The sequence below is a fragment of the Polaromonas eurypsychrophila genome (assembly GCF_014641715.1).
Classification (GTDB): domain Bacteria; phylum Pseudomonadota; class Gammaproteobacteria; order Burkholderiales; family Burkholderiaceae_C; genus Polaromonas; species Polaromonas eurypsychrophila.
Genome location: NZ_BMIG01000007.1, coordinates 61908 through 87283 on the forward strand (window position 1 = coordinate 61908; position 25376 = coordinate 87283).

At 57.6% G+C, this 25376-nt stretch carries 25 protein-coding genes, 1 tRNA gene and 1 pseudogene; 22 read left to right on the forward strand and 5 right to left on the reverse strand.

Features of this window, described 5'->3' with window-relative positions; genetic code table 11:
• Positions 1 to 82: 82 nt before the first annotated feature.
• Complete coding sequence (locus IEX16_RS11165; RefSeq protein WP_188708564.1) at positions 83 to 1003, reverse strand: DMT family transporter; 921 nt, start codon at positions 1001 to 1003, stop codon at positions 83 to 85.
• Between the two features lie 90 nt (positions 1004 to 1093).
• Here IEX16_RS11165 and IEX16_RS11170 point away from each other — a divergent pair, with 90 nt between their 5' ends.
• From IEX16_RS11170 to IEX16_RS11265, 20 genes are all read left to right on the forward strand, one after another.
• A complete protein-coding gene (locus IEX16_RS11170; RefSeq protein WP_188708565.1) occupies positions 1094 to 1504 on the forward strand; it encodes a gamma-glutamylcyclotransferase family protein in 411 nt (136 codons plus the stop codon).
• Between the two features lie 354 nt (positions 1505 to 1858).
• Positions 1859 to 3178 carry an isocitrate lyase gene (gene aceA, locus IEX16_RS11175; protein ID WP_188708566.1) on the forward strand — a complete coding sequence of 440 codons (1320 nt, stop codon included), beginning with the start codon at positions 1859 to 1861 and terminating at the stop codon, positions 3176 to 3178.
• Between the two features lie 141 nt (positions 3179 to 3319).
• A complete protein-coding gene (locus tag IEX16_RS11180) occupies positions 3320 to 3496 on the forward strand; it encodes a hypothetical protein (RefSeq protein ID WP_188708567.1) in 177 nt (58 codons plus the stop codon).
• Between the two features lie 238 nt (positions 3497 to 3734).
• The gene (thrS, locus tag IEX16_RS11185) at positions 3735 to 5642 is read left to right on the forward strand and encodes a threonine--tRNA ligase (RefSeq protein ID WP_188708568.1); all 1908 of its coding nucleotides are present in this window, start codon (positions 3735 to 3737) and stop codon (positions 5640 to 5642) included.
• Between the two features lie 87 nt (positions 5643 to 5729).
• Positions 5730 to 6347: a translation initiation factor IF-3 gene (gene infC, locus IEX16_RS11190; protein WP_188708702.1), complete on the forward strand. Its 618-nt coding sequence runs from the start codon at positions 5730 to 5732 to the stop codon at positions 6345 to 6347.
• A 235-nt stretch (positions 6348 to 6582) separates the two neighbouring features.
• Positions 6583 to 6786, forward strand: a complete 204-nt coding sequence (rpmI, locus tag IEX16_RS11195; protein WP_188708569.1) for a 50S ribosomal protein L35 — start codon at positions 6583 to 6585, stop codon at positions 6784 to 6786.
• A 25-nt stretch (positions 6787 to 6811) separates the two neighbouring features.
• The gene (gene rplT / locus IEX16_RS11200; RefSeq protein ID WP_188708570.1) at positions 6812 to 7171 is read left to right on the forward strand and encodes a 50S ribosomal protein L20; all 360 of its coding nucleotides are present in this window, start codon (positions 6812 to 6814) and stop codon (positions 7169 to 7171) included.
• Positions 7172 to 7313: 142 nt separating this feature from the next.
• Positions 7314 to 8366 carry a phenylalanine--tRNA ligase subunit alpha gene (pheS, locus tag IEX16_RS11205; RefSeq protein ID WP_188708571.1) on the forward strand — a complete coding sequence of 351 codons (1053 nt, stop codon included), beginning with the start codon at positions 7314 to 7316 and terminating at the stop codon, positions 8364 to 8366.
• A gap of 21 nt (positions 8367 to 8387) precedes the next feature.
• On the forward strand, positions 8388 to 10814 hold the full coding sequence (pheT, locus tag IEX16_RS11210) for a phenylalanine--tRNA ligase subunit beta (RefSeq protein ID WP_188708572.1): 2427 nt from the start codon (positions 8388 to 8390) through the stop codon (positions 10812 to 10814).
• Positions 10815 to 10852: 38 nt separating this feature from the next.
• Positions 10853 to 11206 carry an integration host factor subunit alpha gene (locus IEX16_RS11215; protein ID WP_188708573.1) on the forward strand — a complete coding sequence of 118 codons (354 nt, stop codon included), beginning with the start codon at positions 10853 to 10855 and terminating at the stop codon, positions 11204 to 11206.
• A 166-nt stretch (positions 11207 to 11372) separates the two neighbouring features.
• Positions 11373 to 11852, forward strand: a complete 480-nt coding sequence (locus IEX16_RS11220; protein ID WP_188708574.1) for a MerR family transcriptional regulator — start codon at positions 11373 to 11375, stop codon at positions 11850 to 11852.
• 39 nt (positions 11853 to 11891) lie between these two features.
• Positions 11892 to 11968, forward strand: a tRNA-Pro gene (locus IEX16_RS11225).
• 192 nt (positions 11969 to 12160) lie between these two features.
• Positions 12161 to 13399, forward strand: coding sequence for a tyrosine-type recombinase/integrase (locus IEX16_RS11230; protein WP_188708575.1), 1239 nt, complete (start codon positions 12161 to 12163; stop codon positions 13397 to 13399).
• A gap of 101 nt (positions 13400 to 13500) precedes the next feature.
• Positions 13501 to 13812: a hypothetical protein gene (locus IEX16_RS11235; protein WP_188708576.1), complete on the forward strand. Its 312-nt coding sequence runs from the start codon at positions 13501 to 13503 to the stop codon at positions 13810 to 13812.
• A 114-nt stretch (positions 13813 to 13926) separates the two neighbouring features.
• On the forward strand, positions 13927 to 14568 hold the full coding sequence (locus tag IEX16_RS11240) for a hypothetical protein (RefSeq protein ID WP_188708577.1): 642 nt from the start codon (positions 13927 to 13929) through the stop codon (positions 14566 to 14568).
• Positions 14569 to 14680: 112 nt separating this feature from the next.
• The gene (locus IEX16_RS11245) at positions 14681 to 14926 is read left to right on the forward strand and encodes a helix-turn-helix transcriptional regulator (protein ID WP_188708578.1); all 246 of its coding nucleotides are present in this window, start codon (positions 14681 to 14683) and stop codon (positions 14924 to 14926) included.
• Between the two features lie 10 nt (positions 14927 to 14936).
• Positions 14937 to 15212: a hypothetical protein gene (locus tag IEX16_RS11250; protein WP_188708579.1), complete on the forward strand. Its 276-nt coding sequence runs from the start codon at positions 14937 to 14939 to the stop codon at positions 15210 to 15212.
• Entirely contained in the window at positions 15209 to 17623 is a 2415-nt protein-coding gene (locus tag IEX16_RS11255; protein WP_188708580.1) for a DUF3987 domain-containing protein, read from the forward strand. Before IEX16_RS11250 ends, IEX16_RS11255 begins: the two co-directional genes overlap by 4 nt.
• Entirely contained in the window at positions 17620 to 18108 is a 489-nt protein-coding gene (locus tag IEX16_RS11260) for a hypothetical protein (RefSeq protein WP_188708581.1), read from the forward strand. The genes IEX16_RS11255 and IEX16_RS11260 overlap by 4 nt, the downstream gene beginning before the upstream one ends.
• Complete coding sequence (locus IEX16_RS11265) at positions 18105 to 18785, forward strand: hypothetical protein (RefSeq protein ID WP_188708582.1); 681 nt, start codon at positions 18105 to 18107, stop codon at positions 18783 to 18785. The genes IEX16_RS11260 and IEX16_RS11265 overlap by 4 nt, the downstream gene beginning before the upstream one ends.
• 183 nt (positions 18786 to 18968) lie before the next feature.
• Here the strand turns inward: IEX16_RS11265 and IEX16_RS11270 are convergent, their stop codons facing one another.
• Together IEX16_RS11270 and IEX16_RS11275 are read right to left on the reverse strand one after the other, a co-directional pair.
• Positions 18969 to 19607, reverse strand: coding sequence for an SOS response-associated peptidase family protein (locus IEX16_RS11270; protein ID WP_188708583.1), 639 nt, complete (start codon positions 19605 to 19607; stop codon positions 18969 to 18971).
• Positions 19608 to 20799: 1192 nt separating this feature from the next.
• Positions 20800 to 21060, reverse strand: a pseudogene (locus IEX16_RS11275) (IS21 family transposase); the annotation flags it as partial.
• A gap of 204 nt (positions 21061 to 21264) precedes the next feature.
• Between IEX16_RS11275 and kaiC the strand changes: the two are divergent.
• Together kaiC and IEX16_RS11285 are read left to right on the forward strand one after the other, a co-directional pair.
• Positions 21265 to 22785 (forward strand): circadian clock protein KaiC, encoded by a 1521-nt coding sequence (kaiC, locus tag IEX16_RS11280; RefSeq protein ID WP_188708584.1) that lies wholly within the window; start codon positions 21265 to 21267, stop codon positions 22783 to 22785.
• Positions 22786 to 22824: 39 nt separating this feature from the next.
• On the forward strand, positions 22825 to 23430 hold the full coding sequence (locus tag IEX16_RS11285) for a chemotaxis protein CheB (protein WP_188708585.1): 606 nt from the start codon (positions 22825 to 22827) through the stop codon (positions 23428 to 23430).
• A 251-nt stretch (positions 23431 to 23681) separates the two neighbouring features.
• Here IEX16_RS11285 and IEX16_RS11290 read toward each other — a convergent pair whose 3' ends face one another.
• Both IEX16_RS11290 and IEX16_RS11295 read right to left on the reverse strand, forming a co-directional pair.
• On the reverse strand, positions 23682 to 24650 hold the full coding sequence (locus IEX16_RS11290) for a recombination-associated protein RdgC (protein ID WP_188708586.1): 969 nt from the start codon (positions 24648 to 24650) through the stop codon (positions 23682 to 23684).
• Positions 24651 to 24765: 115 nt separating this feature from the next.
• Entirely contained in the window at positions 24766 to 25311 is a 546-nt protein-coding gene (locus IEX16_RS11295) for an NUDIX hydrolase (protein WP_188708587.1), read from the reverse strand.
• Positions 25312 to 25376: the final 65 nt, after the last annotated feature.

The window sequence follows — 25376 nt, forward strand, 5'->3', positions numbered from 1 at the left end:
TGGCTATTGACAAGAAAGCCAACGCAGCAGACCGCCCGAGTCCGGGTGATTGCGCGCCGCAGGGGGCTTGTTCAGCGCTTCCCTAGCCTCTGGCGCGCTGGGGCAGCGTGGCCAGCACCACACCCGCCAGCGCCAGCGCAAAGGCCGCTCCTTGCGCCGCTCCCATGGGCTCGCCCAGTACAAACACGCCGACCAGCGCCGCGCTGATGGGCAGCATCACGGTGAAAACACCGGCCCTGCTGGCCGGCACACCTTTGAGGCCTGTCATCCACAGCCACACCGTCCAGACACTGGCGGCCAACGCGTAAAACAGCAGCAGCAGCCAGCTTGCCGACGCCACTGCCGCAAAGTCAAAACTCCAGGCCAGCCACAGGCCCATGGGTGTCACCAGCACAAAACCCCAGAGGTTGATCAGCGCGGTGATGCGTTTGGCGCCCAGCGCACCGGTGAGCTTTTTGCCGATCACCGCATAAGCGGCTTCGCAGAGCACCGCGCCGAGCAGCAGCAGGTTGCCCAGCCAAACCGTTTTCGAAGAAAAATCGGCCTCCAGCCCTTGTCCGGCGGGGTTGGGAGGCTCTGATTTTGATAGCGACACCAGCGCAATGCCGAGCACCGCGCAGGCCACTGCCAGCCACACCCGCGGGCTGATGCGCTCGCGCAGGAACAGCCAGCTCAGCGTCGCCACCACGGCGGGAATGGCTGCCATGATGACGCCGGCGGCGACTGTGCTAGACAGGCTGACGCCATACAACATGCAGATCGAAAACAGAAAGTTGCCGAGAAAGGATTCGAGGAACACCAGTTGCCGCGTCTGGCGCGTCATTGGCGCTTCGTCGACGGGTTTTTTCAGCCAGTGCAGCATGGCCGCGCCGCCGATACCGAAACGCAGCCAGGCCAGCAGGAACACGGGGAAGATCGCCACCAGCGGTTTGGACAGCGCCACGTAGCTGCCGACCAGCGACATGCTGAGACCCAGGCAGGCGTAGGCCAGAATGCGGTTCATTAAAGCGGGGTTCTTTCTGAAGTGGTGCGGCGCTGCTGCCGGGGCTGCAACAATGAGCGGAAATCATGCCTCAATTTGCGAACTGAACCCATGACCACGCCCGCCACTCGCCACGTTTTTGTCTATGGCACCTTACGCCGCGGGGAGGTGCGCGACATCACCCGCTTGCAGCCGGCACCGGTGTTTGTTGGCATGGCCAGCGTGGCAGGCAGGCTCTACGACCTCGGCTCCTATCCTGGGCTGCTGCTCGGTGGCGCGAACAGGGTGACCGGCGAGATCTATGCGATCAGCGCCGAGCTCGAACGCCTGCTCGACGAGATCGAGGAAGTCTGGCCACTGCAGACCGGCGAGTATCGCAAGCGTGAAGTGGAGGTGCAAAGGGAGGGCGCTGGCTCTGCGGCAGGGCCGGTTTGCCTGGTTTATGAAATCGACGCATCCCGTCTGGCGGGTTGCCCGGTCATCACCAGCGGCGATTGGCGTCTCCGCACGCCGGCCTCCTGATTTCAGGCGCCGGCCGTGAGTCGGCGGGCGATTTCCGCAGAACACTGTCCTCCTGGCGGTCAGCACTGCTTGAACAGGCCACATTTCATGATTGGAGAAATCATTCCATATTGTGAGATTCTTAAATGCTGCAATGCGCCAAAATTTCTCAATGCAAGAAAATGTTTTTCACATTGCAATAATTTCTCTGAAGATGCTTGATTTTATTGGAAAAGATTTTTGTCTTATATAAGACATAAGAGCTTAACAAAGTCTTGTAGAAGACTTAAAGTGGAGCTCAGAACAAACAGCACGGCAAGCAAAGAAGTGCAGCCCGGTTTGTCCCCTTTTTCTTTCAACCTCCGGAGTGACCCCATGCCACAGACCCTCACCGAACAACTGAGCCGCGAACAGCAAATTGCCGCCCTCGAAAAAGACTGGGCGACCAACCCCCGCTGGAAAGGCATCAAGCGCGGCTACAGCGCCGCCGACGTCGTGCGCCTGCGCGGCTCCTTCCCGATCGAGCACACGCTGGCCCGCCGCGGCGCCGAAAAACTCTGGAACCTGCTGCACACCGAACCTTATGTGAACACCCTGGGTGCGCTGACGGGCGGCCAGGCCATGCAGCAGGTCAAGGCCGGCGTGAAAGCCATCTACCTCTCGGGCTGGCAGGTCGCCGCCGACAACAACACTTACTCGTCGATGTACCCCGACCAGTCGCTGTACCCAGTGGATTCGGTGCCCAAGGTGGTTGAGACCATCAACAACACTTTCCGCCGTGCCGACGAGATCCAGCACTCCAAGGGCATCGACGCCGGCGACAAGGATTACATCGACTACTTTGCGCCCATCGTGGCCGATGCAGAAGCCGGTTTCGGCGGTGTGCTCAATGCTTTTGAGTTGATGAAGGCCATGATCAAGGCCGGCGCCGGTGCCGTGCACTGGGAAGACCAGCTCGCGTCCGTCAAGAAGTGCGGCCACATGGGCGGCAAGGTGCTGTTGCCGACACGCGAGTCGTGCCAGAAGCTGATCGCTGCCCGCATGGCGGCCGACGTTCTGGGCGTGCCAACACTCGTGATTGCGCGCACCGACGCGGAAGCTGCCGACCTGCTGACCTCCGACTACGACGAGATCGACAAGCCTTTCCTGACCGGTGAGCGCACGGCAGAAGGTTTCTACAAGACCCGCAAGGGCATGGACCAGGCCGTCGCCCGCGCCAATGCCTATGCGCATTACGCCGACCTGGTGTGGTGCGAGACCGGTACGCCCGACCTCGATTTCGCCAAGAAGTTCGCCGACGCCGTGCACAAGGTGCACCCCGGCAAGATGCTGGCCTACAACTGCTCGCCGTCATTCAACTGGAAGAAAAACCTGGACGACGCGACGATTGCCAAGTTCCAGCGCGAGCTCGGCGCCATGGGTTACAAGTACCAGTTCATCACGCTCGCCGGCATCCACTCCATGTGGTACAACATGTATGACCTGTCGCAGGACTACGTCAAGCGCGGCATGACGGCGTACATCGAGAAGGTGCAGGAGCCCGAATTCGCAGCGCGCGACCGCGGCTACACCTTTGTGTCGCACCAGCAGGAAGTCGGCACCGGTTACTTCGACGAAGTGACCACGGCCATCCAGGGCGGCAAGTCCAGCGTGACCGCGCTGACCGGCTCGACCGAAGAAGAGCAGTTCCACTGAGCTGATACGCCCTGAAAGCTGCCGCTTTGCAGCGGCTGCGGCCCGGCCCGCGCTTCATGCGCAGGCCGGGCTTTTTTCTTGGGCTTGTGGCGGTTTTCGCGTAGAGTGCGGCTGATTCAAGCCACACTGCGGGAGCACGTGATGTCGGACGCCACCATGGGTTCCAAAAGGACGCCTTGCCCGGACTGCCATGGGACCGGCGAACTGCGCATCGACAGCGAAAATACCAACGAGGACCTCGAGGTCGAAAAGCAGACCGTGATCGCCGACTGCCCGCGTTGCATGGGGCTGGCGTTTTTTCCGCCGGACCCGCCCTGAGCCGCCTGGCCAAAGCTGCCGTAAAATATCGCCATGCAATCAATCAAGCTGGAAACAGGAAGGATAGTCCGGGTTATGACACCGCGAACTACGACCACGCCTCCAGTTTGGAGTCATCCAGGGCGCTAGCCGCACCCCCAGGTGATTTATAGCTACTGATTCAATAGCATTCCTCCAATCCAACCTCAAGCAAAGCGCGGCAGTCACCGCGCTTTTTTATTGTCCGAGCCAGACCACCATGATCAAAATTACGCTGCCAGACGCTTCGATCCGTGAATTCCCCGAATCGGTGACGGTCGCCGAAGTCGCCGCCTCCATCGGTGCCGGCCTGGCCAAAGCCGCGCTCGGGGGCAAGGTCAACGGCAAGGTGGTGGACACCAGCTACCTGATTACCGCCGACAGCCCGCTGGCCATCATCACGGCCAGGGACCCCGAAGGCCTGGACATGATCCGCCATTCGGCTGCCCACCTGCTGGCCTACGCTGTCAAGGAATTGTTTCCCGATGCGCAGGTCACGATTGGCCCGGTGATCGAAAACGGCTTCTTCTATGACTTTTCGTATAAGCGGCCCTTCACGCCGGACGATCTGGCGGCCATTGAAAAGAAAATGACTGAGCTGGCCGCCAAGGACGAGCCGGTGACGCGCCGTGTGTTGCCGCGTGACGAAGCTGTGGCCCACTTCAAGGCGATCGGCGAACACTACAAGGCCGAGATCATTGCCAGCATCCCGGCCAATGAAGATGTGTCGCTGTACCGCGAAGGCAAGTTCGAGGATTTGTGCCGCGGCCCGCACGTGCCCAGCACCGGCAAGCTGAAGTTCTTCAAGCTGATGAAGCTGGCTGGCGCCTACTGGCGCGGCGACCACAACAACGAGATGCTGCAGCGCATCTACGGCACGGCCTGGGCCACGAAAGACGAACTGCAGCAGTACCTGACCATGCTGGAGGAGGCGGAAAAGCGCGACCACCGCAAGCTGGGCCGCGAACTCGACCTGTTCCATATCGACGACCACGCACCAGGCCTGGTGTTCTGGCACCCCAAGGGCTGGACCGTGTGGCAGGGCGTCGAGCAGTACATGCGCAAGGTTTACCAGGACAACGGTTACCAGGAGGTCAAGGGGCCGCAGATCATTGACAAGACGCTGTGGGAAAAAACCGGTCACTGGGACAAGTACCGCGACAACATGTTCACGACAGAGAGCGAAAAACGCGAGTACGCACTCAAGCCCATGAACTGCCCCGGCCACATCCTGATCTTCAAGCAGGGCATCAAGAGTTACCGCGACCTGCCACTGCGTTACGGCGAATTTGGCCAGTGCCACCGCAATGAGCCCTCGGGCGGCCTGCACGGCATCATGCGGGTGCGAGGTTTCACACAGGACGACGGCCACATCTTCTGCACCGAGGAGCAGATCCTCAAGGAATGTGTCGACTACACGACCCTGCTGCAGAAGGTGTACACCGACTTCGGCTTCAAGAACATCATCTACAAGGTTGCCACGCGGCCCGAGGCGCGTATTGGCTCTGACGAGAGCTGGGACAAGGCTGAACACGCGCTGATGGAAAGCCTGCGGGCCTCGGGCTGCGAGTTCGAGATTTCACCGGGCGACGGCGCGTTCTACGGCCCTAAGATTGAATACACCCTGAAAGACGCGATTGGCCGGCAGTGGCAGTGCGGCACGATGCAGGTCGATTTCTCGATGCCGGAGCGGCTGGACGCGGAATACGTGGGCGAGGACGGTGCCCGGCACAGACCTGTCATGCTGCACCGGGCGATTGTGGGCAGCCTGGAGCGCTTTATCGGGATTTTGATCGAGGAACACGCCGGCGCGCTGCCAACCTGGCTGGCGCCGGTGCAGGTTTCGGTCCTCAATATCACCGATGCACAGGCTGAATACTGTCGCGAAATAGCTAAAACGCTTCAAAATCAAGGGCTTAGGGTCAACGTCGACCTGCGCAATGAGAAAATTACGTATAAAATACGGGAGCACTCAATGCAAAAGCTGCCTTACATTCTGGTCGTGGGCGACAAGGAGAAGGAAGCCGGCGCGGTTGCCGTGCGCGCCCGGGGTAACAAAGACCTTGGCGTCATGTCGCTCGAAGCCTTCGTCCAGACGATTGCCTCTGACATTACCCAAAAAGCCTGATTGTTGACTTCTTTGTGAGTCAAGTCGGCTATTCGTCCTTGCTGGACGGGCGCAAGCCGCTATAGCTTTTATAGCAATGTTTACAGGATTAAAACCATCGCTACTGAATTTCGTGACCGCCGTCACCGTGAAGAACGCAAGCACCGCTTGAACCGTGAAATCATGGCCCCTGAGGTACGCCTCACAGGGCCCGACAATGAGCCTTTGGGCGTTGTCAGCATCATGGAAGCCCTGCGCCTGGCAGGTGAGGCGGACGTTGACCTTGTTGAAATCTCCCCCACTGCGGTTCCGCCAGTGTGTCGGTTGATGGATTACGGCAAGTTCAAGTACGCCGAGCAGAAAAAAGCGGCAGAAGCGAAGTCCAAGCAGAAGGTCATCGAGGTCAAGGAAATCAAGTTCCGGCCCGGTACCGACGATGGGGACTACAACATCAAATTGCGCAATATCAAGCGCTTTTTGGAAGAGGGCGACAAGTGCAAGATCACCTTGCGTTTTCGCGGTCGCGAGATCACGCACCAAGAGCTGGGTCTGGCCCTGCTGGCGCGTATCCGTGACGAGTTGGCTGATTTGATAGTGGTGGAGCAGTTTCCCAAGCTCGAAGGCCGGCAGATGGTCATGATGATCGCGCCGGGCAAGAAGAAGGTAGCTGCCAAGCCCGCAGCGGCGCCCGCGGAAGCGGCACCGGTAGCATCGACAAACGCCTGAGGGCGCTGTCGCAAGAGGAGTTTGAGCCTGCAGGTGTGGTTACCGGCGGGTTTTAAAGGGGGGATGCGAAAGCATGTCCCGCGAAGGCAGGTCACACTGCTTTCCAAACGTGGCGACGTGAAACTCGCCATTACAAGTGGAAGAGCTAAAAACTCGCCACTACAAGTGGCTCGGGGCCATCAAGTCTGCGGAAGGTTCGCAGCGCCTCACGAGCACAAATGAAAAGGAGCATTCAATGCCCAAAATGAAGACCAAAAGCGGCGCCAAAAAGCGTTTCCGCGTTCGTCCTGGTGGCACCGTCAAGCGCGGTCAAGCCTTTAAACGTCACATCCTGACCAAGAAGACCACCAAAAACAAACGTCACCTGCGTGGTTCAGTTGCTGTTCATGAGACCAATATGGGTCACATGGCACAGATGCTGCCCGGCATGGGCATTTAATTAACGACGAACAAGGAGTACTCACATGCCTCGCGTCAAACGTGGTGTAACGGCTCGCGCCCGCCACAAAAAAGTTCTCGCCCTTGCAAAAGGTTTCCGCGGCCGCCGCGGCAATGTCTTCAGGATCGCCAAAGAAGCGGTGATGAAGGCCGGGCAATATGCCTACCGTGACCGTCGCACCAAAAAGCGCGTGTTCCGCCGCCTCTGGATTGCGCGTATCAACGCCGCCAGCCGTTCGTTCGGCATGACCTACAGCCAGTTTGCCAACGGCCTGAAAAAAGCCGGCATCGAGATCGACCGCAAGGTTCTGTCCGACATGGCAATCCATGACAGCGCCGCTTTTGGTGCCATCGTGGATCAGGTCAGGGCCAAGCTGGCTGCCTGATTTTCAGGGCAGGACGCTATTGAATTAATAGCGGCTTGCGTACGAAAATAAAGGGCTGGAGCTTGAAAAGGCTCTGGCCCTTTTCCGTTGATGGGGCAGCAACAGGGGCTGCCGCAGTTGGCAAGTTAATTACAAGAAATTTATGAACGAACTTGATGCTCTGGTGGATTCGGCAAAAGCCGGTTTTGCGCAAGCGGGCACACCCGCCGACCTGGAAAATGCGAAAGCCCGGTTCCTGGGCAAAGCCGGGCGCATCACCGAACTCATGAAAGGCCTGGCGGCCCTGCCGGTGGACGAGAAGAAGTCCCGCGGCGCCGCCATCAACCTTGCCAAGCAGGCCATCGAAACCGCGCTGACCGCGCGCCGCCAGGCGCTGGCCGATGCCGAGTTACAGCTCCAGCTCAAGGCCGAGGCCCTTGATGTGAGTCTGCCGGGCCGCCAGCGGCCCACGGGTGGCCTGCATCCGGTGTCGTTGACGCTCGAGCGCATCGAGGCGATTTTCGGCTCCATGGGTTTTGATGTCGCGCAAGGCCCGGAGATCGAAACTGACTGGTTTAACTTCACCGCGCTAAATACACCCGAGGACCATCCGGCGCGTTCGATGCACGACACCTTTTATGTCGAGGGCGGCACCGAAACCGCTCCCAACCTGCTGCGCACCCACACCAGCCCGATGCAGATCCGGTATGCCGTGCAGCACGTCAAAAAGCACCGCGCACTGATTGATGCCGGTGGTGCGATGCCGGAGATACGCGTGATCGCGCCGGGCCGCACCTACCGCGTCGACAGCGATGCCACGCATTCGCCGATGTTCCATCAGTGCGAAGGCCTGTGGATAGGCGAAAACGTCAGCTTCAAGGACCTGAAGGTGGTGTTCACTGACTTTTGCCGGACATTTTTCGAAAGCGATGACCTGGTGCTGCGTTTTCGTCCCAGCTTTTTCCCGTTCACAGAGCCCAGCGCCGAGATCGACATTCAGTTCCAGGCGGGCCCATTGGCTGGCCGCTGGCTGGAAGTGGCAGGCTCCGGCCAGGTGCATCCGAACGTGGTGCGCAACATGGGCCTGGACCCAGAGCTGTACATCGGGTTTGCCTTCGGCATGGGGCCGGACCGGTTGACCATGCTGCGTTATGGCGTCAATGACTTGCGGCTGTTCTTCGACGGCGACCTGCGTTTTCTGTCGCAGTTCCAGTAACCCACCAGGCTTGATCACCACATGCAATTTCCCGAATCCTGGTTGCGCGAATTCTGCAACCCCCCTCTGAGCACCGAAGCCCTGGCCGAAACGCTGACCATGGCCGGCCTGGAGGTCGAAGAACTCAAACCGGTGGCACCGCCATTCACCAAAATTGTCGTCGGCGAGATCCGTGAAGCGGTGCAGCACCCGGACGCTGACCGATTACGCGTCTGCCAGGTGGACGTGGGGCAGGGCACCCTGCTCAATATCGTTTGCGGCGCGCCGAATGCGCGTGTCGGCATCAAGGTGCCCTGTGCCCTGGTTGGCGCAGAACTACCCCCCGGCGAGGACGGCAAGCCCTTCCTGATCAAGGTTGGCAAGCTGCGAGGCGTGGAAAGCCAGGGCATGTTGTGTTCGGCCCGTGAACTCAAGTTGTCGGAAGACCACGGCGGCCTGCTGGAACTTGCCACTGATGCACGGGTCGGCCAGGACATCCGTGCGCACCTGAATCTCGATGACACCTTGTTCACCCTCAAGCTCACGCCCAATCTTGCGCATTGCCTGAGCGTGTACGGCGTGGCCCGCGAAGTTGCCGCCCTGACAGGTGCGCCGCTGAAAGCCCCGGCCTTCCCACCGGTCGCTGTGTCGGGTGCTGACAAACTTCCCGTCACCATCAGTGCACCTGACCTGTGCGGCCGTTTTTCCGGCCGCATCGTGCGCAAGGTCAACACCCAGGCAATCACACCCGCCTGGATGGTGGATCGCCTTGCACGTTGCGGCCAGCGCAGCGTCACGGCGCTGGTGGATATTTCCAACTATGTGATGTTCGAGCTGGGCCGTCCGTCGCATATTTTTGACCTCGACAAGATCCATGGCGGCCTCGATGTGCGCTGGGGCAAGTCTGGCGAATCGCTCAAGCTGCTCAACGGCAGCACCGTGACGGTCGATGAAAAAGTCGGTGTGATTGCCGACGGTAGCCAGGTCGAGTCGTTGGCCGGCATCATGGGCGGCGACGCCACGGCGGTGTCGGACACAACAGAAAGTATTTATGTGGAAGCGGCTTTTTGGTGGCCGAAGGCGATTGCCGGGCGTTCACGCCGCTACAATTTCTCCACCGATGCCGGGCACCGCTTTGAGCGCGGTGTCGATCCTGGCCAGACGGTTGAGCACATCGAACGCATCACGCAACTGATCCTCGACATCTGCGGCACGCCGGACACCGTCTGCGGTCCCATCGACGATGTGCGGGTCAGCATGCCGGAAGCCGCTCCCGTCACTCTGCGGGTTGCGCGTGCCGTCAAGGTCATCGGCATGCCTTTGACCCAGGCGCAGTGCGCCGACGCGCTGCGGCGCCTGGGATTGCCGGTAACGGAAGGCGAGGGCACGCTGAGGGTCACGCCGCCAAGTTACCGCTTCGACCTGCAGATCGAGGAAGACCTGATCGAGGAAGTCGTGCGGATGATCGGTTACCAGCAACTGCCGGCGACACCGCCGCTGGCGCCCATCACCGCACACGTCCGTACGGAGGCGCAGCGCAGCGGGTTTGCGGTGCGGCGAGCGCTGGCGGGCCTGGGCTACCAGGAAACCATCAATTTCAGTTTTGTCGAAGAGCGCTGGGAGCATGAACTTGCCGGCAACCCCCATCCCATCAAGCTGCTGAACCCGATCGCCAGCCAGATGAGCGTGATGCGTTCGTCCCTGCTTGGCTCGCTGCTGCAAGTGCTGAAATTCAACATCGACCGCAAGGCCGGCCGTGTCAATGTGTTTGAGTTGGGGCGCGTGTTTTTGCGCGACCCAGCCAGCTTGAATACCGACACCACGGTAGCGGGTTTTGACCAGCCCATGCGCGTGGCTGGTCTGGCATATGGGCCGCGCGAAGGATTGCAGTGGAGCCTGTCCGACAAGGGTGTGGACTTCTTCGACGTCAAGGGTGATGTGCAAGCCCTGTTGTCGCCGCTGCCGGCGGTGTTCATGCCGGGCAGCCATCCCGCCATGCATCCCGGCCGTTGTGCCAGTGTGGCGGTCAACGGCCACGCCATCGGTTTTGTCGGCGAGTTGCACCCGCAATGGCGCCAAGGCTATGAGCTGGCGCAGGCGCCGATTATCTTTGAACTCGACCTCAACGCCCTGTTGCAGCGGCCAGTCCCCAAGTTCCAGGCGGTCAGCAAGCTGCATCCGATTGAGCGCGACATTGCCGTGATCGTGGCAGAAGGGGTGACACACGCAGCCCTGATGGCGGGCATCCATGCTGCCGACACCCAGGGTTTGCTGAAGTCCGCCACCCTCTTTGATGTCTACAAACCGCAACATGGCAATACCGTGATGCAGCTCGGCGAAAAAAGCCTGGCGGTGCGCTTGGTCCTCGGCAGCGACGACGCTACACTGACCGACGAACAAATCGAAGCGGTCACTCAGGCGGTGCTGACCAGTCTCCAGGTTCGATTGCAGGCGCGCTTGCGTGCCTGAGGTTTCCAACAACAACAGTTATCAGTGAGGAGTGCAGCGTGGAATTTTCCGTTGAAAGTCTTGAAAGTCCCGCGCTCACCAAAGCCCATCTCGCCGAATTGTTGTTTGAACAGATCGGACTGAACAAGCGCGAATCCAAAGACATGATCGACGCTTTTTTTGACCTGATTTCCGACTGCCTGGTCGACGGTAATGACGTGAAAATCTCGGGTTTTGGCAATTTTCAGATTCGCACCAAAGCCCCGCGTCCGGGGCGCAATCCCCGCACCGGGGAGTCGATCCCTATCCAGGCGCGTCGCGTAGTGACGTTTCATGCCAGCCACAAGCTCAAAGAGCACATCCAAGGTCAAACGGCTGGTGCCGTCGAAGCGCTGCTTGTCACGGGCGAATAATTGCCCTAAATCGGTTGCCGGCTTCTACCGGACCGGTCCACCTTGTATGTCGAACAAGCCAGGCATGTGCCTAAACAACACATCTGGGCTATCTGTTTGTAACTATTTGCACTAAGCTTAGACTTAGAGTAGATTTATAGCTTTACCGCTTAGCGCATTGATTTAATTGGAGAAAACTCTCCCCCCCATTCCCGCCAAACGCTATTTCACCATCGGTGAAGTCAGCGATTTGTGTGGCGTCAAACCTCATGTGCTCCGTTATTGGGAGCAAGAGTTCACGCAGCTGCGCCCGATGAAGAGGCGCGGCAACCGTCGCTATTACCAGCACCATGAGGTGCTGATGATCCGCAGAATCCGCGATCTGCTTTACGACCAGGGTTTCACCATCAGTGGTGCGCGCAACAAGCTACAGGATATCGTTCAAATCGAACGTGACAAGCGCCGCAATGGCGAGGTAATGCTCGAAGGCGTCGATGTGATGGAGGCGGGTGACTCTACGCTTGATGACTTCGGTGACTCGGTGGACTTCGAAGACAGCGCCTCGGACATTGCGCATTTGCCTGACGGCAGTGCGGCGCAGCAGCGGCTGCAACTTGTACGCCGCGAATTGTTTGAAATTCGAGATCTGCTCAGTGTTACTTACTGAAGTGGCCAGAGGAAGCGCGCTATAATTTGAGGCTTGAAACGGTGTGTGGCGCAGCCTGGTAGCGCACTTGCATGGGGTGCAAGGGGTCGAAGGTTCGAATCCTTTCACACCGACCAGTAGGTACTCTAAAGGCCTCTAAGTAGCGATACTTAGGGGCCTTTTTCATTGGTAAATCAAGGTCTTACGCTGCAACGGCGTACAAAGCCATCTATTGACTGGCAATCTCAAACCGGGGAACATAACGGGGAACAGACCGGGATAAATGGCCTTTTTGGGCCTTTGTTCCCCGGTTTCACTGGAGAAACCCCATGTTGACCGATGCCGACTGCCGCAATGCCACCTGTTCCCCGGACAAGAAGCGGGCGCGGTTAACTGATTCCGGTGGCCTCTACCTTGAAGTAAGCCCCGCCGGGTCAAAACGCTGGTTCTGGAAGATCTACGCAGACGGCAAAGAATCGCGGCTGGCGCTGGGAAGCTATCCCACTGTGACCCTTGCGGCGGCGCGCAAGGCGCGCGATGCGGCAAAGCTGAAAAAGTCCGAGGGGCTTGATCCCGTGCAGACGCGGAAGATCGAAAAGCTCAAAGCCCTTACCCCGGCGGGGAACACATTTAAGGCGACCGCGCTGGAATGGTACGCAATGAAGCTGGATAGCTGGAGCAGTCATTACGCCATCCGTGAAAAGCGCAATCTTGAAAAAGACCTGTTCCCGTTTTTGGGTGAGCGGAACATCGGTGAGATTGAAGCCATCGAGCTGCTGGCCACGGTGCGCAGGGTTGAAGAACGCGGCGCGCTGGATGTTGCGCACCGGGTACTGACAACGGCGGGGCAGGTGTGGCGCTATGCGGTGGCCACTGGCAGGGCACAGCGGGACGTTAGCGCCGATATTCGCGGCGCATTGAAGCCACACCACGGCAAACACTTTGCAGCCATCACAGACCCGCTAAAGCTGGGGGAGCTGATCCGGGTGATCCGGGGCTATCAGGGCGGGCCGATTGTGCGGGCGGCGCTACAGCTTGCACCCATGCTGTTTCAACGTCCTGGCGAACTACGGGCGGCGGCATGGGCCGAATTTGATCTTAATGCAGCACTGTGGACTATCCCGGCGGCGCGAATGAAAAGGAGCGTAGAGGGCAAGCGCAACGGCGACCCGCATCAAGTGCCATTGCCCACGCAGGCGGTGGAGATACTGCGCAAGCTGCACCCGCTGACGGGACACGGGGCACTGTGCTTTCACGGTGAACGCAGCCACGACCGGCCTATCAGTGACAACACCTTGCGGGCGGCGCTGCTGACGCTGGGTTACGGGCCGGACGCACAAAGCGTGCATGGTTTCCGGGCTACGGCGCGCACGCTGCTGGCAGAGGAATTGAACATTGACCCGCTGGTGATTGAAGCGCAGCTAGCCCACGCGGTGAAGGATGCCAATGGCAGGGCCTACAACCGCACGCAGTACATGAAACATCGGGCAGCGATGATGCAGCAATGGGCCGACTATCTGGACAAGCTGGCGCGGGGTGCTGACGTGATCCCGTTCAAAGTGGCATAAAACCGGTAAGCCCCACGCCGGTTAATGTGGGGCATGTAGGCGGGGCAAGTAGGTGCGACAACCCTGCCAGCCCCTAACCATAAATGAAAGTGACTTCAATCATGGCTGAAAACGATTCTAAACACGTTGCCCAAGTGAAAGCAGCGGATCATCTATTTACGGAAATTGCTTACTCTGCGCACCAGATCGACCGACTTTTCTATCATTCAGTGTCAGAAGCTGCTGATGATGCAGACGAAAAATTAAACACTCTGCTCAACACCGTGCGCGAACTGGTTACACGTATGGGCTGGATGGCTGATCTCGGAAGCAAAAAATTAACCGGCTGCGAAAACATAAAGGGTGATGCAGAGCAGTGGCTAATGTCGCCTGCTTATGTAAACGAGCTTGAGGCTAGCGAATCAATTTCCTGAGCAGCCCGCCGCGCCTTCGGGCGCATCCAGTTCGCCAGTCCCTAGGCTGATCCCCGAAAACCCGTTTCCCTGACGGGCTGGGCTGGCACCTTATCAGGGAGCGTTAGGGACGCTATGCAACACGATAAAAAGCTAGATTACAACGACGAAGACGACGAATTTTCGATATGGGACAGCCTTGAAGAGCAGTACGGTCGACCTTTGACATTGACTGAACTTAAAGATGAATTAATTCTGATCACAGGCCATGAGCTGACAGATGAGGAGTTTGCAGAAAACCTTCGAAATAAAGCTGAGTGGGACGCATACAAAGAAAAGCTGCGAGCCATTGAAGAGAAGTCAAAGGAGGAGGCCGAACGCCCCACGAAGACTGCTGAGGCGTTTTGGGACCTGATGATGTGCCCGCCGATCGATGATGACGATTCTGTCAACGACGCTAGATATGAAAAATGGGTCCAGACAATAAATCAACATATCCGGACGTCAATGGATATTTATGCCGTTATGGAAGTCATTCGCCTCCATGAAGAAAGTGTGGTGAAAAGTACGGCGCGTCGAAACGCCTTAAAACGCCACACTGAAAATCATCAACTGCGCGACGCCGTTTACACCTGGGCCGACAAGAACATCAAGCCAGGAAAATCGCTTGACGATGCTGCGTCGGATATGGCCGGTAAAGTAGTACCGCTCAAATGGCGCACAGTGCGGGAGCATTTAACCGAATGGAAAAAGCTACGCTCTGCTAGCACACCGTAGGTTTAGCCAGCACGCCCAACAGCGAGCTTGCAAACCGACTTCACAGCCTAGACTCCATCCCCGACATTAGCCCCAATTGGCAACACCTGCCAATGAACTACAGGGGCTTTCAATGACCATACTTCGCATGCCAGCCGTCAAGGCTGAAACCGGGCACCGTTCCCACGCAAGCATTTACAACGCCATCAAGGCGGGGCTTTTCACCACCGGGGTAGCCATCGGGCAACGCTCGAAAGGCTGGCCAGCCGATGAAGTGCAGGCTATCAACGCGGCGCGTATCGCAGGCAAGTCAGACGCTGAAATACGCGAACTGGTGAAACGCCTTCACGCAAAGCGGGCCGAACTGGCCACGGCGTAAGGGGCGGCTGATGCACACAGACACCACCCCAAAAGAAAAGCCCACCGGGGACGGCAATCCCACGGCAGGCCACACAGACCCCCAGACTGTACCGAACCCGGCGAACACCGACAAGGTGTTTCACTCACTCCGTGCGGCGTTTGCCTTGCATGGTCATGCGCTGCACCGCACCGACCCGAACGACGGCACGGTGACCTATTGGGCCGAACGCTGGGGGCTGGTGCGCTACCTGTCCACGATTGACACGGCGCGGCGGTTCCTGGAGCAGATAGGGGGGCGGCTATGAGCGACCCTATCGAGCACTTCCGGCTGGCCATCGCAGCGGCTGGGCTTGAAGCCCCGGACAGTATCAATGCAGACGGTGCAATTCACCGATTCAGCACGAACGGCAAGCGCGGTGATGATTCCGGCTGGTACATGCTGCACACCGACGGCATAGCGGCTGGGGCTTTTGGCTGCTGGCGCACTGGCCTGCAATTGACCTGGTGCGCGAAGTCAGACACGGTCTTGACCGATGCAGAGCGCGAAGCCCACCGGCAGCGCATCAAGGCTATGACGGCACAGCGCGAAGCCGACCTACTGGCCAGCCAGCAACAGGCCAGCCAGACGGCGGCGGCATTGTGGCAAAGGGCGACACCCGCAACGGCGGCGCATGAGTACCTGACCCGCAAGGGCATACAACCCCACGGCGTGAAGTCTGACGGGCACCGGCTGCTGATTCCCATGCGCGACGCGGCGGGCACTCTGCACAGCCTGCAAACCATAGCCCCGGACGGTGATAAGCGATTCATGACCGGCGGGCGCGTGAAAGGCTGCTATCACTCGATAGGCAAACCGGGCGGCGTGCTGATCGTCTGTGAAGGCTACGCGACCGGTGCAAGCATTCATGAGGCGACCGGGGACGCGGTGGCGGTGGCCTTCAACGCTGGCAACCTGGAGCCGGTGGCGCTGGCTTTACGCGCTAAATACCCCAGCCTGAAAATCATCATCGCGGCTGATGATGACCACCTGACAGAAGGCAATCCCGGCGTGACTAAAGCAAGTGCAGCGGCGCTGGCCGTGGGCGGGCTGGTGGCTGTGCCATCGTTCCCGGCGGGCCGACCTAACAAGGCAACCGACTTTAACGACCTGCACCAATTGGCCGGGGCTGATGCGGTGAAGGCGTGCATAGATGCGGCGCAATTGTGCGCGGCGGCTGGTGCTGATGACTGGCCAGAACCCACGCCATTACCTAATGGCTTGCCCCCAGTTGACCGCTTTGATGCGGAGCTATTGCCCATAGCCTTGCGCGGCTGGGTGATGGACATTGCCCACCGTATGCAATGCCCGGCAGACTTCCCGGCGGTGGCGGCGCTAGTGGCCTTGAGTAGTTTGATAGGTGCGCGTGCTGTGATCCAGCCCAAAGCGCGGGATGACTGGCAGGTAGTGCCGAATCTGTGGGGCGCGGTTGTGGGTAGGCCTGGCGTGAAGAAAAGCCCCGCACTGAGCGAAGCTCTAAAGCCGTTGCACCGACTACAGGCAAACGAGTTTGAGCTATGGCAGGCCGCGCATGATGCCTGGGCACTGGACTGCAAAGTGATGGCTATGCAGGACGATGCGAACGAGAAAAAAGCAAAGGGGCTGGCAGGCAAAGACCCGGCGGCGGCGCGTGCGCTATTGGAGCCGGTGGACACCTCGGCAGAGCCGACAGCGCGGCGCTTTGTCGTCAACGATGCCACGGTAGAAAAGCTGGGCGAACTGATGCAGCAAAACCCGTGGGGCACCTTGTCCTATCGGGACGAACTGTACGGGCTGCTGACCGGCCTGGACAAGCAGGGGCAGGAAGGATCAAGGGCGTTTTACCTGCAAAGCTATGACGGCAATCAGGGCTACACCTTCGACCGCATCGGGCGCGGGACAGTGCATATCCCCCGCGTCTGTCTGGCGATGATAGGCGGCATACAGCCGGGCCGGATTCAGGAATACGTGCGCGGCGCGGTGGCCGGTGGCAGTGCCGATGATGGTTTGTTGCAGCGTTTTGGTTTGACCGTGTGGCCAGACACCACCGGCGAATTTATCCACGTTGACCAATGGCCAGACACCCCGGCCAAGCAGACCGCCTGGGCCGTGTTTGATCGACTGGCAGGCTTGCTACCGGCCAGCGACACAGAGCCGACCGTCTGGCGCTTTGACGATGCGGCGCAAGCATTGTTTGTGGAATGGCTGGTTCCCTTTGAAACTGAGATACGCGGCGATGACCTGCACCCGGCGATGGTGTCGCACCTGTCCAAGTATCGAAAGCTGATCCCGGCGCTGGCGCTGGTGTTCGCCTTGATCGATACCCCCGACAGCGGCGGCGTGATCCATGAGGGTGAACTATTGCGGGCGCTGGCCTGGGGGGACTATCTGCGCACCCATGCAAACCGTCTGTATGCGGCGGCGGTGATGCCTGAGACCACCGACGCAGCAACACTGTTATCCAGAATCAAGGCGGGCAAGCTGACCGACCGGGACGGCGTGATTCTGGACAGCTTCACACCCCGGCAGGTGGCGCAAAAGTGCTGGGCAGGACTGGCCACACCGGACGCTGTTCGCAAGGCGGCAGACGTGCTGGCAGATTACGACTACCTACGCCGGGACGTGGTGCAGGGCGGCGCGGCAGGCGGCAGACCCAGCGACCGTTACACCGTAAACCCATTGGCGAGGGGCGCGGCATGAACTGGCTTGCACGTTTGAAAAAAATAGACACTGCCCCCGAAGGCGACCCTACAGAACCTACAAAACCGGGTTTCGTAGGTTTCGTAGGCACTCCCACCGGGCATATTCAAAAAACAGGGGGAGATTCACCGGCAGCGAATGACCCAGCGGCAGACCCCGACCGCTGGTGCTGGCCACACAGTGAGGCGATGACCGGCGCGGAGATTGACACCTTCACGGCGCGGCTGGCGCGGTTCACCGATAAGGGGCTGGGGCTTGGTGACGCAGAGGCGCTGGCCGACAAGCTGGTGACGCGGGATCGTGAATCAGACGACCGGCGGCTGTGCCTGGAGTGCTTTCACCTGTCCGGCCAGTCCGGGAAAGCCTGGGACTGTAGAAACTGGCAGGCGGCAAAGGTGGCCAGCCGTGCAAGGGATGCGCAGCTATCGGCGGCGCTGGTTACGCAGCTACAGCGGTGTGATGGATTTAAGGAGGTGAACGCATGAGAAAGGCGAAAGCAAAATCCGTGGTAGTTAATCCCGATGCCATGCCGGTGTACCGCGCCCCCGAGCAGACCACGGAGCAAGCGTTATCGCGCACGGCCTTGCGACCTTCGATCAACGGCGCATCGGTAATGAAGGCGTATCAGGGCAACATCATGGGCAAGGATGCTGACTTGTCCGAACTGGTGAAGGGACTCAGCGACTCATGCAAGCGTGTGAATGGCGGCGACCTGTCCACCCTGGAGGCGATGCTGGTTTCGCAGGCCACGGCGTTGCAAACGATATTCACCAGTCTGGCACGCAGAGCGCAGGACCAGGAATATCAAAAGAATCTGGAGGCGTTTTTGGGGCTGGCCTTGAAAGCGCAGGCACAGAGCCGGGCGACCATATCGGCGCTGGTGGACTTGAAGTATCCCCGGCAAGCCACGTTTGTGAAGCAGGCCAACATTGCCCACGGGCCGCAACAGGTGAACAACGGGGCTGGTGCTGATGGTTCCGCGCGCGTACATGCGCAGGCGCACGGGGAAAAATCTGCACCTGAGCAAAGCAAACTATTGGAGGCAGAGCATGGGCAACCCGGCGGCAGGATGGACACCAGAGCGGCGCAAGCGGCAGAGCGAAGCTATCAGGCGGTGGAAACCGTAGCAAAAATCCACCGGGCCAAAAAGCCCCGAGGGTAAGGCGGCGGTGGCGCGGAATGGCTGGGCGGGGGGCTATTTGCTAATGCTACGAAAGGCCGTTAGTGAAATGAATCAGGTAATACGGCAGCAGCGTGAAGGCATAGGGTTATGAAGAATGATTTTCGTAGCGAAAGCGATTGGTAAGCTCGACGCGAGCATTGACGATTGTAAGATTCATTCTTATTACGTGATTTGGAGTTGGGTAGCAGGGTACAGCCGCACAAATTTTGCCGCTTCGCTCACGTCCCCATCTAACCAGTTGGTGTAATCATCTCGATCCAGAATTACAACCATTCTTTTAGCGTCAAAGGGCATCAATACAGACTGCAAGAGTGGATAATCTTGGGCGTCAACAGTCAGCATCGTAAAACATTCAACAGATGTGCCGTCAGGCAAAGAAATTGACCACCAAATTCCTGCGATGCCAAAAGGAGTTCCGTCCACCCGAGAAATACAAGCTTCGTTTATTCGTCCGCTTTTTAAGTCTGGTTCGAAGATTGCACTTACGGGAATGATGCATCGCTTATCAGTATTCCAAGCTTGGGAAAAAATAGCGCTTTTATGGATGGCCTCATAAGGAGTGTTGTATGAGGCGTGGCCTGACGTTGTTTCGGAGTATTGTGGTGATAAGCCGAAAAAGCCAAGACGCACATCTTTTTCAGGGGAGTCGCCGTCTACAGAAAATGAACCGGATCGCTTTTTAATAAAAAAGCTTTGTGTGCCGGCAAACACATTTTTATGCTGTTCACATTGAGGCAGCGCGATACCAAACGAACTTTTGAATACTGACGCATCGATTACGGTATGAAAATGGCTACACACGATGTCTCCGAGAAGAAGTACTAAACCAACAAGTTTGCTTTATCACGGAGCACATTACAGTTGCAACAAGCGCATTTACAAAATTTATAAAAAACTGCGTTTGTCGAATGTAAGGCCTCTGCCAACATCTTTGTAGGACTTTTTCTTAGGTCAAGAGCATGAGTTTTCCGGGACAGAATCGCCCCGCTGGCCGCAACAGGTGACAACAGAGCGGCTGGCGAATTACAAGGCAAGAAAGCGCAGGCACGCACGCATGGGAAAAACGCAGCGTCAGAGCAAAACAAACTATTCTAGGTAGGGCATGGGCAACCCAGCGGCAGGATGGACACCAGAGCGGCGCAAGCGGCAGAGCGAGGCAATCAAGCGGTGGAAACCGTGGAACCAGTCCACCGGGCCAAAAAGCCCCGAGGGTAAGGCGGTTGTATCGGGTAATGCCTGGACGGGGGGCGAGTGGCTGAAACTGCGTCAAGCCATCAAGGCATTGAATCAGGCCATGCGTGAGCAGCGGGGCTGGCTGGGGTAGGGGGCAGTAAAGTCTGGCGCTTCGCAACGGGAAACCGGTTCGTGCTATTCGCGCTACTGCTAACGCACAAAATGCCCGTCGTGCGCGCGCGTGCACGAGGCTTGAGGGTGGGGGCTGTAAAGCCTGGCGGTTTGTCGTGCTGGAAACCACACCGTACCCCGCGCGGAGAAAAAATTCCCCGTTTGAAAACAATCAAATTCGATCAAGCCAAAAGGGGGGGTATCAAAGGCAAAACCGGGGAACAAACCGGGGAACGTTTTGCAGTCTGTGAATCAAAAACCTAGCATTCATGCGGGTTTCAAGCCATCTTTAGAGAGGTTTCACAAGAAAATATAATGGAATCAACGGCTTAGACGCTTCGGCTTCTAGGCCGTTTTTCTTTGTAGGTTCTAAATATTCTCCAGGGGTCCACTGGGGGGGCCACCGCGTCTGTCCAAATTGTTCCAGAACGAGGTTGTGGGTTTTAAATTCGGTGTGTAACGGGGGCGGTCTTTTGACGTCACGCAAAACTCCGGCAACGACATTTTGTGGAGGTATTCACGTGCTCGGTGTGGAATTCCGCTGAAGTCTGACCCCCGAGTTTTCCATCAAATATTGACCCACACTCTTTGTGAGCAGTAGGTGCTCACGATGTGGATAAGTTCTTGGTTTTCTCCTTTTTGGGTCGAGTGAGTGGATCTGCCTCAAAGTGCGCCGCTGTTTCCGCGATTTTGTTGCCTCGATTCCCAGCCAGGTGGCCAGCTTCTCGGCGTAGGGATCGAGCTTGCTTGAGCTGACCCGCCTTTCGTAGTTGGGCTCAGTCTCATCTGATCGCAGGTACTTCTTTTCTGTGTTGCGAGCCAGGCCTGTACGCCTTGAGATCTCGCGGATGGACATCTGATCTCGCAATGCCCAACGCCTGATGACATTCAATGTCACCACGTCCACCACTCCTAATTTCTCCTGCTTTTAAAACAAGCAGAGTAGTGCCTACGTGGGTCAGATTTCGACGGAATTCAACATGACGCTGCTGTGTGCGTTGACGAACAGACCTTATGGCGTCTTTCAGTGATATTGATCGCGATGCTTGCATCAAACACCGCGCTTATCCAAAGATATCTTTTCGTGTGCGGTGAAATGCACAAAGGTTGAATCATGGCGAGAACCCCCAAAACCGCAAACTCCACAGGCAATGGCGGTCAACTTCAAAAGTGCCTCACGGGTATCAAAGGCTTTGATGAGATTACAGAAGGCGGGCTGCCAAGAAACAGAATCACATTGGTCAGTGGAGGACCTGGCTCTGGAAAAACCCTTCTGGGAATCGACTTCCTGGTCAATGGCGTAATTCATTACAAGGAGCGAGGAGTCTTCATGTCCTTTGAGGAAACAGAAGCCGAGCTTTATGAGGACGTCGCTTCTCTCAACCTGGATCTGTATGGCTTAGTTTCAAAAAAAGAAATTCGGTTCGAGTATGTTCTTTTGGAGCGCAGCGACATTGAGGAAAAAGGCGAATTCAATCTGGAGGGACTGTTTATCCGGCTTGAACTGGCCATTGACTCCATCGGCGCCAAGCGAGTGGTGCTGGATTCAATTGAGTCGTTGTTTGCCGGCATTACGGATGCGGGAATTCTCCGTCTGGAAATCAAGCGACTTTTCCGCTGGCTCAAGCAGAAGCAGGTGACCACGATCATTACCGGCGAGCAGGGGCAAACTTCATTTACCCGGCACGGTCTTGAGGAATTTATTTCTGATTGCATCATCCTCCTGGATAACAGAGTCCGGCAACAAGTTGCAACCCGCAGAATTCGTGTCATCAAATATCGTGGATCAAACCATGGAGCCAATGAATACCCTTTTGTGATTGATAAAAACGGGCTTTCCGTTATTCCTATCACTTCGGCTGGGCTCGATCATCCGGGCACCGCCGAGAAAGTGTCGACAGGCGTGAGACCCCTCGACAAGCTGTTTGCGGGCGGTGGTTACACCAGAGGCAGTACCGTACTCATTTCGGGTACAGCAGGCACGGGTAAAACCAGCCTTGCAGTCGCTTTTGCAGTGGACCGCTGCAAACAGGGCGAACGGTGTCTTTACGTGTCTTACGAAGAGTCTCCCGGGCAACTCATTCAAAATATGCGCTCTGTTGGTTTTGATCTTGAAAAATGGACAAAAAAAGGACTTTTAAAAATCGTTTCCACCAGACCTGCCTTCTTTGGTCTGGAGATGCACTTGCTCGAGTTATACAAGATCCTTGAGGACTTCAAACCATCCTCGGTCGTGATAGATCCCTTGACAAGTCTTATCGGGCAAGCCGAGCAATCAGAGATCCAATCCATGCTGACCCGCATGATCGACGCCTTGAAATCCAAGGGCATCACCGGTGTGTTTACAAGCCTGGTCGCATCAACCGCCTCCAATGACACCAGCGGTGAAATCGGCGTCTCATCGCTGATTGACACCTGGATCGTCGTTAGGGAATTGGAAGAAGACAAGGGCAGAAAAAGGACTCGCGGCCTTTACATCGCCAAATCCAGAGGCACGGGCCATTCCAATGATGTGCAAAAAATGATTTTCAGCGATGATGGGATTCATCTGCAACCCATGGAGGACGATGCGACCGCAAGCCCTGACCAGACAAAGAAAATGGGTAAAAGCACCAGTGCCAAAAAAATCAATTGAAGCAGGCGCAGGTTACTCACTAATTGCCTGGTTAGGCGCATGAAAATATCCAAGCCCAACTTCGTTGTCGGCATTGGCGCCTCAGCCGGGGGGCTCAACGCCTACAAGGCGTTCTTTGAAGCCCTGCCTTCCAATACCGGTATGGCATTTGTAGTCATCGCCCATCTCACCCCTGACGCGCACAGCTACTTGGCAGAAATTTTGTCACGGCACACCGAGATGACAGTTTTGCTTGCCGTCTCCGAAATGAAGGTGCAAGCCGATCAGATTTATGTGATTCCTGCCAACGCCGATCTTTTTCTGGAAAACGGCACCTTGATTGTCACTTCGCCGCGCGCTAGAAGAAACGCACAGGTAGATATATTTTTCTCCTCGTTGGCAACGGCCATGGGCACACGTTCAGTCGGCATTGTTTTTTCAGGCTATGACGGCGATGGCTCGGAAGGTTGCCAGCGCATAAGGGCGGCAGGGGGAACCACCTTTGCCCAAGACATTTCTGCGGAAGTAAGCGGCATGCCTCTCAGTGCACGCGCTACAGGCTGTATTGACTTCGTACTGGCGCCCGAAAAGATCCCGGCGGAATTGGAAAAAATGGCAACCAGATTCGTCAATAACGCCGAGCTTCGAGGCGGCTTTGACATTTAGTGGTCTTGATCCGCAAGTGATGGTCGAGGCCCACTTGACATACACGCCGTAAAAAAGGATAAAGGGGTATCAAACGCAAAGCGGGGGTACAAACGGGGGTACAAATTCGATTTCAATTTTGCAGAACCTGGTATCCATGCGGGTTTCAAACAATCTTTCAAGCGGTTTCACACGACCAGATCAGACTAAAAGCCGGTCAGCGCATGCTGACCGGCTTTTTTCATGGCCTTGTACTGGCGCTGTCGGGCGCTCTATGCTGCGGCAGCCAGTTCTGATACATGGCTTTTTGGTGTTGCATCATTGTTCAGCTCGCCACCCAGCGCTTCAAGAAGATCGGGAATCAGCGCTGACAACTCGCCCGTCAGAATGGCCGCATCGGTATCGAAACCATCATCGTCCTTGCCCTTGTCGCCGATGCCGTCGAGTACCACGTCGAGCAGCTTGAGTTTTTTGATTTGTCCTGCCTCGCTCAGGACAAAAGACACGCGGTCATTCCAGGTCATGGCCAGTTGCGTTGGCACTTTGCCGGCTGCGATGTGCTTCGCCACCTCGTCAATCTCCAGCGTATGGCGAGAATAACGGACGGTCGATTTTTCGTCGTCGGGCATCTTGAGTTCGCAATCACGGTCCACGGTGAAACCGACCGGCGCTTCCTGGCTGGACAGCCAGTGCGACATGGACGCTGCGGCCGACAGGGTGGTTTGCACTGGCTGTGCCTTGAGGCTGGCGGAACCGGGCACGCTGCTGAGGGCCTCGACCAGGAAGCTCACCACCTTGTCTGCGCCTGTGAGACTGCCGGAATCGACCACCAGAAATTTATGCACGGGATTTATCCACAAGGTCGTGGATGATTGTTTGGTGAAGGCGCGCGGCATGAGGTCCATCAGGACTTCTTCCCTGAACTCCTTTTTGATCTTGGCGCCGACGCGTTCACGGCCGGTTTCCTGTTTGTATTTCTCGATGCGTTCCTCGACGGCGGCCTTGATGGCCGATGCAGGCACGGGACGGCGTTCGGTGCACAGGCGCACGATGAGCTGGCGGTTGATGGTTTCCACGAGTGCCGTGCTCTTGTTGCCGCGCGGGGCCACCCATCCGCTGGATTCAGGCTGCGTGGCACCACAGGGCAGAAAGCGTGTGGCCTGCAGGGCTTCTTCAAGCGCGCCCAGGGGTGGGAGTACAAAATCATCTGCAATGCGAAAGAAAGACGCGCTTTTGAACATGAAATTCCGGAAATGTGAAAGGAGAGGGAGTGTGACGACAACCGGGCGGTGCCAGGAGCACGGCGAGATGGAATAAGTTTAAGGCACGTGAAGCGTGCACTGCGGCGCGAAGGTTCTAGGTGATGTCCAGCACATGAATGCCGTAGCTGCCCTGGCGCCTGTCGGCGAAGTAATATTCCAGCGTGGTCTTCACGGTTTTAAAGGCGATCTCTTCCCAAGGAATGTCAGCCTCGGCGAACAGCCGGGCCTCAATCGTTTCGTGGCCAGGTCGGAACTGGTCGCTGAGCAACCTGGCCCGGTAAAACATATGAACTTGGCCGACGCGCTCGACATTGAGCATGCTGAAAAGCGACTCCATTTCGAACTGCGCACCGGCTTCCTCAATGGTTTCCCGCGCGGCGCCCTGGGAGGTGGTTTCGTTCAGTTCCATGAAGCCTGCGGGCAAGGTCCACTTGCCCCAGCGCGGTTCGATATTGCGCTTGCAAAGCAGCACACGATCACCCCAATGCGGGACCGTGCCAACCACGTTGAGCGGGTTTTCGTAGTGAATGGTGCCGCAGGCCGGACAGACCGCCCGCTCCTTGGTGTCGCCGTCGTCGGGCACCCGGTAGGCCACAGTGCTGCCGCAGTTTTTGCAATGTTTGATCGGACTGCGGTACATGCGGCCAAGTGTAGATTGAAAAGTAAAAAGGCTCCTCGCGGAGCCCTTTGCAAAGCCACGACCTG

Bases quoted from the DNA above. Each gene is read 5' to 3' on its own strand.
- IEX16_RS11265 (WP_188708582.1), top strand. From the start codon at position 18,105: ATGAGAAAGGCGAAAGCAAAATCCGTGGTAGTTAATCCCGATGCCATG.
- IEX16_RS11170 (WP_188708565.1), top strand. From the start codon at position 1,094: ATGACCACGCCCGCCACTCGCCACGTTTTTGTCTATGGCACCTTACGC.
- IEX16_RS11295 (WP_188708587.1), bottom strand. From the start codon at position 25,311: ATGTACCGCAGTCCGATCAAACATTGCAAAAACTGCGGCAGCACTGTG.
- IEX16_RS11285 (WP_188708585.1), top strand. From the start codon at position 22,825: ATGAAAATATCCAAGCCCAACTTCGTTGTCGGCATTGGCGCCTCAGCC.
- thrS (WP_188708568.1), top strand. From the start codon at position 3,735: ATGATCAAAATTACGCTGCCAGACGCTTCGATCCGTGAATTCCCCGAA.
- IEX16_RS11245 (WP_188708578.1), top strand. From the start codon at position 14,681: ATGACCATACTTCGCATGCCAGCCGTCAAGGCTGAAACCGGGCACCGT.
- rplT (WP_188708570.1), top strand. From the start codon at position 6,812: ATGCCTCGCGTCAAACGTGGTGTAACGGCTCGCGCCCGCCACAAAAAA.
- rpmI (WP_188708569.1), top strand. From the start codon at position 6,583: ATGCCCAAAATGAAGACCAAAAGCGGCGCCAAAAAGCGTTTCCGCGTT.
- IEX16_RS11260 (WP_188708581.1), top strand. From the start codon at position 17,620: ATGAACTGGCTTGCACGTTTGAAAAAAATAGACACTGCCCCCGAAGGC.
- IEX16_RS11255 (WP_188708580.1), top strand. From the start codon at position 15,209: ATGAGCGACCCTATCGAGCACTTCCGGCTGGCCATCGCAGCGGCTGGG.
- IEX16_RS11240 (WP_188708577.1), top strand. From the start codon at position 13,927: ATGCAACACGATAAAAAGCTAGATTACAACGACGAAGACGACGAATTT.
- IEX16_RS11230 (WP_188708575.1), top strand. From the start codon at position 12,161: ATGTTGACCGATGCCGACTGCCGCAATGCCACCTGTTCCCCGGACAAG.
- IEX16_RS11235 (WP_188708576.1), top strand. From the start codon at position 13,501: ATGGCTGAAAACGATTCTAAACACGTTGCCCAAGTGAAAGCAGCGGAT.
- IEX16_RS11290 (WP_188708586.1), bottom strand. From the start codon at position 24,650: ATGTTCAAAAGCGCGTCTTTCTTTCGCATTGCAGATGATTTTGTACTC.
- IEX16_RS11180 (WP_188708567.1), top strand. From the start codon at position 3,320: ATGTCGGACGCCACCATGGGTTCCAAAAGGACGCCTTGCCCGGACTGC.
- pheT (WP_188708572.1), top strand. From the start codon at position 8,388: ATGCAATTTCCCGAATCCTGGTTGCGCGAATTCTGCAACCCCCCTCTG.
- aceA (WP_188708566.1), top strand. From the start codon at position 1,859: ATGCCACAGACCCTCACCGAACAACTGAGCCGCGAACAGCAAATTGCC.
- pheS (WP_188708571.1), top strand. From the start codon at position 7,314: ATGAACGAACTTGATGCTCTGGTGGATTCGGCAAAAGCCGGTTTTGCG.
- IEX16_RS11250 (WP_188708579.1), top strand. From the start codon at position 14,937: ATGCACACAGACACCACCCCAAAAGAAAAGCCCACCGGGGACGGCAAT.
- kaiC (WP_188708584.1), top strand. From the start codon at position 21,265: ATGGCGAGAACCCCCAAAACCGCAAACTCCACAGGCAATGGCGGTCAA.
- IEX16_RS11165 (WP_188708564.1), bottom strand. From the start codon at position 1,003: ATGAACCGCATTCTGGCCTACGCCTGCCTGGGTCTCAGCATGTCGCTG.